An 8,810-nucleotide genomic window follows, 5' to 3' on the forward strand; every position below is an offset into this window, starting at 1 on the left:
AGTGGTGTTGTGCTTCTGTGGCGCTGCCCCGCCTCAACTCCCGCGGTCCCCGCGGGCGCGGGGGGGCCCCGCGCGCGGGGGGGGGGGGGGGCCCCCCCCCCCGCGACCGCGCCGAGGAGGGCGGTCGCGGCGGCCACGAGCCCGCAGCGGGCCGCCGTGCGCCGTCCGCGCCGTCCGCACCGTCCGGGGGATGCCGTCCCGCGCGCCCCCGGGCGGTCCGCCGTCCGCATCAGCGCGCCGTGCGCCGCGTGAGCCAGAGGACTCCGGCGGCGCCGGTCAGCAGGACGGTGCCGCCGAGGGTGCCGAGCGCCACGGCGGAGTCGAGCGGGCCGGTCTTGGGCAGTTGCTCGTCCCCGGAGCCGCCGGAGCCGCCGTCGTCGGCGGGCGGTGGCGTTCCGGAGCCGCCCGAGACGCCCGTGACCTGGAGTTCCAGCGAGGGCTTCGGGTTGTTCTTGGGCGTGCAGACGGCCGCGTCCATCCCGAGGGCGTGCACGGTGAGGACACCCGCCGTGAAGGTGACCCTGCCGTTCTTCTTCGGGGTGAACGTGCCGGTCAGCGTGCCGATGCTGATGGGGGTGTCGGGCGGGATGGCGGCCGTGTTCGGCGTCCCGGTGACCTTCACCGTGCCGCCGGCGTCGCCGCCGAGGACGAGCTCGGCGCGCGGGGTCATGACGCCCTTCGGGAGCTCGACCGGGCTGTCGGAGACCCCCTTCTCGAACGACATGGTGATCGTGTAGCCGCTGCCGCTCTTGACGGCCTTGATGTCGACGGGCGAGACGGCGTTCTTGGGCCCGATCTTCGTCTCGCAGGCGTAGTTGACGTCGACGACGGCCGCCTGGGCGGCCGGTGCGCCGGCCAGTACGGCCGCGCCCGCCACCGCGACCGCGGCCGTGAGCGCGGCGGTCGTTCTCCTCCGGTTCGGCACCTTGGACACCCCGAGCACCCCTCACCGCAACGTAACTGACGGTCTTTCAGATTGGGCGTCAAGGTACGCCCGAGACCTTGCGGAGGGAAGGCAGGGGAACCAGTGGACTTGTGAAAGTCCTATGCCGGTGCGGCCAGTTCGGCCCAGACGGTCTTGCCGGGGGATCCCGGGGTGCGGTCGATGCCCCAGTCGAGGCAGAGCCGCTGCACGATGAACATGCCGTGCCCGCCCGGCCGTCCGGAGCGGTGCGGGGTGCGCGGCGCGGGCTGGCCGGCGCCGCGGTCGGTGACTTCGAGGCGCAGCGCGCGGGGCATCCGCAGGACGGTCAGCCGCTCGGGGCCCTCGGCGTGCAGGCAGGCGTTGGTGACGAGTTCCGAGACGACGAGCAGGACGTCCTCGGCGGCGGCCCTGCGGTCGGCGGTGGCGGCCGGCAGCCAGCCCCACTCGTGGAGCGCGGACCGCGTGAAGTCACGGGCGAGTGGCACCGTGCCGCTGGTCTCGCCGAGGGCGAGCGTACGGACGTCGGAAGCCTGGTCCATCAACGCTTCACCTCACCGATCGACGGGGGACAGAGGGGACAGGACGTACGGGCGGAGCCGTGGGGGGTGTATGACGTCGGTCTCAGTCCGGGAGCGCCGTGCCGAGCGCCTCGTGGACGGTGAAGACGGCGTCCGCGCCCGTGATGTGGAACACCCGGGCCACCGCGGGCCGCATCCCCACCAGATGGACGCCGCCGCCGGCGGCGTCCGCCCTCAGCCTGGCGCCGAGGAGCACGTTGAGCCCGGTCGAATCGCAGAACTCCAGGCCCGAGCAGTCGACGACGAGCCGTGCCGCGCCCGCGTCCAGGGCGGTGTCCAGAGGGGTGCGCAGGAGCTCGGCCGTGTGGTGATCGAGCTCACCGACGGGCGTGAGGAGTGTGCTCCCGGCCACGTCCCGCACCTCGACCCGCAGCCGCGCGGGCGGCGCGCTGCCGATGTGTTCGCGGTCCATGGCCGTGCCTCTTCTCGCTCTCGCGGATGCCGACTGACGTGCACCCGAACCCTACAAGCGGGGCCCCCTCCGATGCACATGAGGGCCTCCACATATCGACACGAAACGGATTATTGCCACTTGCAACCATCGGGGTCGAACCGGTAGGCCTAGAAGAGAACAGCCGACCAACCGGCTTTGGAGGCGCCGCAAACCGCAGCGAGAAGCACCATAAGGAGACCCATGTCACCCCGGCTCGACGCCCCGCGTACCCCCGACGCGCCGTCGGCAGCACTCCCCCTCCCCCCTGTCGCCGACCTGCCCGACCGACTGCACGACACGCCGCTCGACCGGATCGGACCGGTCGACGCCCGCGCCCTGTCGAAGCAGCTCTTCGCCCGGCTCTCCGAGCTGGAGGAGGGCACCCACGACCACGCGTACGTCCGCAACACCCTCGTCGAACTCAACCTCGCCCTGGTCAGGTTCGCCGCCGCCCGGTTCGGCACCCGCAGCGAACCGATGGAGGACATCGTCCAGGTCGGCACCATCGGCCTCATCAAGGCGATCGACCGCTTCGAACTCGCCCGCGGAGTCGAGTTCCCGACCTTCGCGATGCCGACGATCATCGGCGAGATCAAGCGCTTCTTCCGCGACACCTCGTGGTCCGTCCACGTGCCCCGCAGGCTCCAGGAGCTCCGGCTCGACCTCGCCAGGGCCGGTGACGCGCTCGCCCAGCGCCTCGACCGCGCCCCGACCGTCGCCGAACTCGCCGAGGAACTCGGCATCCGGCCGGAGGACGTCGTCGAGGGCATGGCCGCGAGCAACGCCTACACCGCGACCTCCCTCGACGCGCAGCCCGACGACGAGGACGGCGCCGGCGGCGAGGCCGCGCTCGCCGACCGCCTCGGCTACGAGGACCACGGACTCGCCGGGATCGAGTACATCGCCTCCCTCAAGCCGATGATCGCCTCGCTGCCCGCCCGCGAACGCCAGATCCTCTCCCTGCGCTTCGTCACCGGCCTGACCCAGTCGGAGATCGGCGCGGAGCTCGGCATCTCGCAGATGCACGTCTCCCGGCTCCTGGCCCGCACCCTCGGCCGGCTGCGCCGGGGCCTGACCCTGGAGGAGTGACCTCCGGCGCCGCCCCCTCGCGCACGGGCCCGTTCACGCTCCACCGACCGTGAACGGGCCCTTCCGCGTCCCGGGTCGGCATCCTGGCGGCCCTGCCGGCCCGGCGGCTACCAGCCGATCTGCACGTCCCCGAGGATCTCGCCGCCGACGAGGGCGGCGAGAGCGCGGGCGCGGGTGAGGTCCTCCCGCTTGTCGAGGTGCACGAAGACGGTGTGGTGCGGGGTCCGTTCCGCCCACTGGACGTCCTCGCCGTGGAAGACCAGCTGCACGCCGTCGTACTGGTGCGACCCGGGGCGTCCCGTGTCCCGGTCGTCGGGCCACCGGCCGTGCCAGTCCACCGAGGACGTGCCCTCCCCGAGGGCCCGCAGGAGGTCCTCGCCGAGGGTGCCGACGGGGATGTCGCCGGAGAGGCACAGCGGCAACGCCGCCTCGATCTCGGCGTCTTCGGCGCGCGCCACGTCGACCTCGCGGAGGAGGTGCTCCCCGGAGACCGGTCCCAGCGGGTCGGCGGCGGGTTCCGGCAGCAGCGCGGCCATCCGCCGCGCCTCCGCCACGGTCCGCACCTCGGCCTCGACGAACACCGTGTCGTCGAGGCGCTCCAGGAGCGCGACGAGCCGCCCGGCGCGCGCGTACGCCTCGGCGGGGTCGGTGGTCCGGAAGACGGGATAGGCCCGTGAATGCCCCATGCGGCCCACGCTGGCACACCCGCCCCGCCGCTGACCAGACTCCCGCAGCGCCCCGAAACCCGGTGGCCACCGGGCCGCCGCCGTCGCTACCGTCCGTTCCCCCAGGGGCCGCACCGGTGGCCTCTTCCGGCAGAGAGCGCATCGCGATGACCGGCGACCCCCGCACGACGACGACCCTGTGGCGCCCCACCGGCCCCGTCGAGCTGGAGCTCGTCCGGGAGTCGGGATGGCGCGCCTGGCCGCCGCGGCTGCCGGAGCAGCCGATCTTCTACCCGGTGCTCGACGAGGAGTACGCGGTGAGGATCGCGCGCGACTGGAACGTGAAGCACGACGGCGCCGGATACGTCACCCGCTTCGAGGTCGACACGGAGTTCCTCCGCAGGTACCCGGTCCGGCAGGCCGGCGGGCGGACGATCCTGGAGCTGTGGGTGCCGGCCGAGGAGCTGGACGCGTTCAACGCGCACATCGTGGGCGACATCGCGGTCGTGCACACGTTCCGCTGACGGCACCGGCAGGGTGGGGGCATGGAATCACGCAACCCGACGAGTGTCCGCCGAGCCGTCCCCAACCTCCGGACGGAAGCCCCGGCCGAGAACCGCGCGTTCTACGGTCTGCTCGGATTCGAGGAGGTCATGAACCACGGCTGGATCACCACCCTCGCCTCCCCGTCCGCCCCGACGGCCCAGATCAGCCTGATGTCCGAGGACCTCACGGCCCCCGTCGTCCCCGATCTGAGCGTGGAGGTCGACGACGTCGACGCGGCGTACGGGGCGGTCCGCGCGTCCGGCGCGGAGATCGTCCACCCGCTGACCGACGAACCCTGGGGCGTCCGCCGCTTCTTCGTCCGCGACCCGGACGGCCGCGTGGTCAACGTCCTGGGCCACCGGGGCTGACGGAACCGACGGGGAACGACGCCTGGAAGGCGAGGCGGGCGTCCGCCGTGGCGCCCAGCCGTTCGAGGAGCTCGTCCAGGGCGAGGAACTCCTCCCACCGCGGCCTGCCGCTCGCCTCCGTCAGCCGGGCGACGACCAGGTCCTCCAGCTCGGGGACCCGCTTGTTCTTCCAGACCTTGTCCGCCGTGCTCACCAGGAGGTCCTCCAGGGTCACCCCGGGAGCCGCCCACGTGGCGTGGGTGGCCGCGAAGCGTGCCAGCTCCGGCGGAAAGCCGTGGGCCGACAGAAGCGCGCGGTCGAGCAGGGTGGGCGGCGTGGGCATGGCGCCAGGCTACGGTGCGCCCGGCTCCCGGCCCCCGACGTCCGGTCGGAGACCGGAACGGCCGCTCAGACCACCCGTACGCCCTTGCGCCAGACCTCGGCGATCAGCGGGACGCCGGGGCGGTAGGCGAGGTGGACGTGCGAGGGGGCGTCCAGGACGACGAGGTCGGCGCGGGCGCCGGTGGTCAGGCGGCCCACGTCGGTGCGGCGCAGGGCCGCGGCGCCGCCGGCGGTGGCGGACCAGAGGGCCTCGTCGGGGGTCATCAGCATGTCGCGGACGGCGAGGGCGATGCAGAAGGGCATCGAGGACGTGAAGGAGGAGCCGGGGTTGCAGTCCGTGGAGAGGGCGACGGTGACGCCCACGTCGATCAGCCGGCGCGCGTCCGGCCATGCCGCGCGGGTGGAGAACTCGGCGCCGGGCAGCAGCGTCGCGACCGTGTTCCCCTGGGCGAGGGCGTCGATGTCGGCGGCCGTGAGGTGGGTGCAGTGGTCGGCGCTCGCCGCGTCCAGTTCGACGGCGAGCTGGACGCCGGGGCCGTACGAGAGCTGGTTGGCGTGGACCCGGGCCTGGAGGCCCTTCGCCTGGCCGGCGGTGAGGATCGCGCGGGCCTGGTCGCCGTCGAAGGCGCCCTTCTCGCAGAAGACGTCGACCCAGCGGGCGTACGGGGCGCAGGCGTCCAGCATCGGGCCGGTGACCAGGTCGACGTAGCCGGCGGGGTCGTCGGCGTAGTCCGGGGAGACGATGTGCGCGCCGAGGTAGGTGACCTCGTCGGTGTGCTCCGCGGCGATGCGCAGGGCGCGGGCCTCGTCCTCGACGGTCAGGCCGTAGCCGGACTTGGTCTCGAAGACGGTGGTGCCCTGGCGCAGCGCCTCCCACATGTAGCGGGCGACGTTGGCGGACAGCTCGGCGTCGCTCGCCGCGCGCGTCGCGGCGACGGTCGTGCGGATGCCTCCCGCCTTGTACGGCTGTCCCGACATGCGGGCGTTGAACTCGGCCGTGCGGTCGCCCGCGAAGACGAGGTGGGAGTGGGAGTCGACGAAGCCGGGGACGACGGCGCGTCCGGCGGCGTCGGTGGCGGTGTCCGCGGCCGGGGCCTGCGCCGCGGGGCCCGCCCAGGCGACCCGGTCGCCGTCCAGGACGAGGGCGGCGTCCGTGATCAGGCCGAGGGGGCCTTCGCCGAGGCCGGGGTCGTTGGTGACCAGGCTGCCGATGTTCGTGATGAGCGTCGTCGTCATGGTGCTCTTCCGTGGAGGGGCGGGCGGGGCGGGTGCGGCTCAGCCTCGGAGCGCGGCGATCGCGGTCGCGAGCGCCTCGCCCGTGTCCGGTACGGAGACGTGGATCCCGTCCCGTACGACGGTCCGGCCGCCCACCACCACGTGGCGCACGTCCGCCGCCGTCGCGGCGAAGACCGCCGTCTCGGCTCCCAGGCGTGCCGCCGGGCCGGCCGTGCGGACCGAGTCCAGGGCGATCGTGGCGAAGTCGGCCGGGGCGCCCTGCTCCAGGGTGCCGGTGTCGGGCCGGCCGAGGGCCGCGTGGCCGTCGGCGGTGGCCGCGCGCAGGAGCGCGGCGGCCGTCCAGTGGCCGCGGGTGCGGGTCCGCAGGCGCTCGTTCAGCTCCATCGCCCGCGCCTCTTCGAGGAGGTCGATGACGGCGTGGCTGTCGCTGCCGAGGGAGAGCGGCGAGCCGGCGCGCTGGAGGGCGACGGCGGGGCCGATGCCGTCGGCGAGGTCCCGCTCGGTGGTCGGGCACATGCAGGTGCCGGTGGCGGACCCGCCGAGGAGCGCGATGTCCTCGTCCGTCAGGTGCGTGTTGTGGACGCCCGTCGTGCGCGCGCCGAGGACGCCGTGCTCCGCGAGGAGCCGCGTCGGCGTCATGCCGTGGGCGGCGAGGCAGGCCTCGTTCTCCGCGGTCTGCTCGGAGAGGTGGACGTGGAGCGGGGCCCGACGGTCCTGCGCCCAGCGGGCCACCGTGGACAGCTGGTCGGCGGGGACGGCGCGTACGGAGTGGATCGCGGCGCCGATCCGTACGGAGTCGCTCTCCTTGAGCGCCGAGACGCGTTCGGCCCACTGCTCGGCGGTGCCGTCGGTGAAGCGGAGCTGGTGCTGCTCGGGGGCGGCGCCGAAGCCGGCGGAGAGGTACGCGGTGTCGAGGAGGGTGATGCGGATGCCCGCCTCGCCCGCCGCCGCGATCAGGGCCTCGCCCATGGCGTTGGGGTCGTCGTACTGGCCGCCGCCGGGCGCGTGGTGCAGGTAGTGGAACTCGCCGACGGCGGTGATGCCCGCGAGCGCCATCTCCGCGTACACCGCGCGGGCGAGCGCGAAGTAGCTGTCGGGGGTGAGGCGCTGGGCGACGGTGTACATGATCTCGCGCCAGGTCCAGAACGTGCCGGAGCCGACCTGGACGGTGCCGCGCAGGGCGCGGTGGAAGGCGTGCGAGTGGGCGTTGGCGAGGCCGGGGATCGTCAGGCCGCGCAGGACGACGGCGCCCGGCGGGGGCGTGTCCGCCCCGGTGCGGACGGCCTCGATCCGGCCCTCGGCGGACACGTCGAGGGTCACGCCCGGCTCGACGTTCGTGTCGAGCCAGGCGTGTTCCAGCCAGTACGTCGTCAGCGGCACGCCAGCTCCTCCAGTACGTCGGCGAGTGCGAGGACCCCGGCCACGCAGTCGTCCTCGGCCGCGGTCTCGGCCGGGGAGTGCGAGACGCCGGTGGGGTTGCGTACGAACAGCATGGCGGTCGGGATCGACTCGGACAGGATGCCCGCGTCGTGTCCCGCTCCGGTGCCGAGGACCGGGACCTCGCCCGAGGTGCCCAGGATCCGGGAGAGCTCGTCGCGCAGGGCGTGCGAGAAGTCCACGACCGGGGTGTAGGACTCCTGGACGACGGCGAGGTCGATGCCGTGGCGGTCGGCGTACTCCCGTGCCGCGGTCTCGACCCCGGCGACGACCTTGTCCAGGGAGCCCTGGTCGGCGGCGCGGGCGTCGAGCCAGCCGCGGACCATCGACGGGATGGCGTTGACGCCGTTGGGCTCGACCGCGATCTTGCCGAAGGTGGCGACGGCGCCCGCGAGTTCGGCCTCGCGGCGGGCGGCGAGCACGGTCTCGGCGTAGGTGAGCATGGGGTCGCGGCGGTCGACGAGCCGGGTGGTGCCGGCGTGGTTGGCCTCGCCGGCGAAGTCGTACCGCCAGCGGCCGTGCGGCCAGATGGCGGAGGCGATGCCGACGGCGTCCCCGGACAGGTCCAGGGCCCGGCCCTGCTCGACGTGGAGCTCGACGAACGCGCCGACGCGGGCGAGCCGCTCGGGGTCGGGGCCGATCGCCTCGGGGTCGTACCCGGCCGCCTCCATGGCCTGCGGGAGGGTGATCCCGTCGGCGTCGCGGAGCTCGTACGCCTGCTCCTTCGTCAGCCGTCCGGCGGTGAGCCGGGAGCCGACGCAGGCGAGGCCGAAGCGGGCTCCCTCCTCGTCGCCGAAGTTGACGATGGCGAGGGGCCGCCGGAACGAGGCGCCGCGGGCGCGGAGTTCGTCGAGGGCGGCGAAGGCGGACACGACACCGAGGGGGCCGTCGAAGGCGCCGCCGTCGGGGACGGAGTCCAGGTGGGAGCCGGTGACGACGGCGTCGCCCGCGGCGGGGTCGCCGAGCCAGGCCCACTGGTTGCCGTTGCGGTCGGTCTCGACGTCCAGGCGGCGGGCCTCGGCCTGCATCCGGAACCAGAGCCGGCAGTCGGCGTCGGCCTGGGTCCAGGCGTAGCGGCGGTAGCCGCCCGAGGCGGCGGGGGGGGGCGGGGGGGGGGCCGCCCCCCCCCCCCCGGCGGGCGGGGGGGGGCCCCACGCGGGCCGCGCCCGGGGACAGCGCCCCCCCCGCGCGCGCGCCCGCCCCCCGAGCGGG

General features: G+C 74.3%; 10 protein-coding genes and 1 pseudogene. 3 read left to right on the forward strand and 8 right to left on the reverse strand.

Translation table 11 applies throughout. The features are described from left to right. Positions 1-229: 229 nt before the first annotated feature. The 3 genes from ACFV2S_RS29715 to ACFV2S_RS29725 all read right to left on the reverse strand — a co-directional run bounded on the left by ACFV2S_RS29715 (position 230) and on the right by ACFV2S_RS29725 (position 1,915). The gene (locus ACFV2S_RS29715; protein WP_385565816.1) at positions 230-925 is read right to left on the reverse strand and encodes a peptidase; all 696 of its coding nucleotides are present in this window, start codon (positions 923-925) and stop codon (positions 230-232) included. Between the two features lie 119 nt (positions 926-1,044). Further along, a complete protein-coding gene (locus ACFV2S_RS29720) occupies positions 1,045-1,464 on the reverse strand; it encodes an ATP-binding protein (RefSeq protein ID WP_385565583.1) in 420 nt (139 codons plus the stop codon). Between the two features lie 82 nt (positions 1,465-1,546). Next, complete coding sequence (locus ACFV2S_RS29725; protein WP_385565587.1) at positions 1,547-1,915, reverse strand: STAS domain-containing protein; 369 nt, start codon at positions 1,913-1,915, stop codon at positions 1,547-1,549. Positions 1,916-2,137: 222 nt separating this feature from the next. On the opposite strand from ACFV2S_RS29725, the gene ACFV2S_RS29730 reads away from it, so the two are divergent. After that, positions 2,138-3,025, forward strand: coding sequence for an RNA polymerase sigma factor SigF (locus tag ACFV2S_RS29730; RefSeq protein WP_385565591.1), 888 nt, complete (start codon positions 2,138-2,140; stop codon positions 3,023-3,025). Positions 3,026-3,132: 107 nt separating this feature from the next. On the opposite strand, the gene ACFV2S_RS29735 is transcribed toward ACFV2S_RS29730, so the two are convergent. Further along, positions 3,133-3,711, reverse strand: coding sequence for a hypothetical protein (locus tag ACFV2S_RS29735; protein ID WP_385565596.1), 579 nt, complete (start codon positions 3,709-3,711; stop codon positions 3,133-3,135). A gap of 146 nt (positions 3,712-3,857) precedes the next feature. Here ACFV2S_RS29735 and ACFV2S_RS29740 point away from each other — a divergent pair, with 146 nt between their 5' ends. After that, positions 3,858-4,214, forward strand: coding sequence for a hypothetical protein (locus ACFV2S_RS29740; protein WP_383798732.1), 357 nt, complete (start codon positions 3,858-3,860; stop codon positions 4,212-4,214). 21 nt (positions 4,215-4,235) lie between these two features. Next, a complete protein-coding gene (locus ACFV2S_RS29745; RefSeq protein ID WP_383798729.1) occupies positions 4,236-4,604 on the forward strand; it encodes a VOC family protein in 369 nt (122 codons plus the stop codon). On the opposite strand, the pseudogene ACFV2S_RS29750 reads toward ACFV2S_RS29745, so the two are convergent. The 4 genes and pseudogenes from ACFV2S_RS29750 to ACFV2S_RS29765 all read right to left on the reverse strand — a co-directional run. Beyond that, a pseudogene (locus tag ACFV2S_RS29750) lies at positions 4,579-4,899 on the reverse strand (phosphohydrolase); the annotation flags it as partial. The gene ACFV2S_RS29745 and the pseudogene ACFV2S_RS29750 sit on opposite strands and share 26 nt — an antisense overlap. 92 nt (positions 4,900-4,991) lie before the next feature. Beyond that, complete coding sequence (hutI, locus tag ACFV2S_RS29755) at positions 4,992-6,161, reverse strand: imidazolonepropionase (RefSeq protein ID WP_385565603.1); 1,170 nt, start codon at positions 6,159-6,161, stop codon at positions 4,992-4,994. A 39-nt stretch (positions 6,162-6,200) separates the two neighbouring features. Then, entirely contained in the window at positions 6,201-7,541 is a 1,341-nt protein-coding gene (locus tag ACFV2S_RS29760; protein ID WP_385565607.1) for a formimidoylglutamate deiminase, read from the reverse strand. Continuing rightward, a partial coding sequence (locus ACFV2S_RS29765) for an allantoate amidohydrolase (RefSeq protein ID WP_385565610.1) occupies positions 7,532-8,810 on the reverse strand: 1,279 nt, incomplete at its 5' end. The genes ACFV2S_RS29765 and ACFV2S_RS29760, both read right to left, overlap by 10 nt.

Source organism: Streptomyces sp. NPDC059695 (assembly GCF_042733785.1).
Classification (GTDB): Bacteria; Actinomycetota; Actinomycetes; order Streptomycetales; family Streptomycetaceae; genus Streptomyces.

Excerpts from the sequence above, each read along its gene's own strand:
- ACFV2S_RS29720 (WP_385565583.1), bottom strand. The coding sequence starts at position 1,464 with ATGGACCAGGCTTCCGACGTCCGTACGCTCGCCCTCGGCGAGACCAGC.
- ACFV2S_RS29725 (WP_385565587.1), bottom strand. The coding sequence starts at position 1,915 with ATGGACCGCGAACACATCGGCAGCGCGCCGCCCGCGCGGCTGCGGGTC.
- ACFV2S_RS29730 (WP_385565591.1), top strand. The coding sequence starts at position 2,138 with ATGTCACCCCGGCTCGACGCCCCGCGTACCCCCGACGCGCCGTCGGCA.
- ACFV2S_RS29735 (WP_385565596.1), bottom strand. The coding sequence starts at position 3,711 with ATGGGGCATTCACGGGCCTATCCCGTCTTCCGGACCACCGACCCCGCC.
- ACFV2S_RS29740 (WP_383798732.1), top strand. The coding sequence starts at position 3,858 with ATGACCGGCGACCCCCGCACGACGACGACCCTGTGGCGCCCCACCGGC.
- ACFV2S_RS29745 (WP_383798729.1), top strand. The coding sequence starts at position 4,236 with ATGGAATCACGCAACCCGACGAGTGTCCGCCGAGCCGTCCCCAACCTC.
- hutI (WP_385565603.1), bottom strand. The coding sequence starts at position 6,161 with ATGACGACGACGCTCATCACGAACATCGGCAGCCTGGTCACCAACGAC.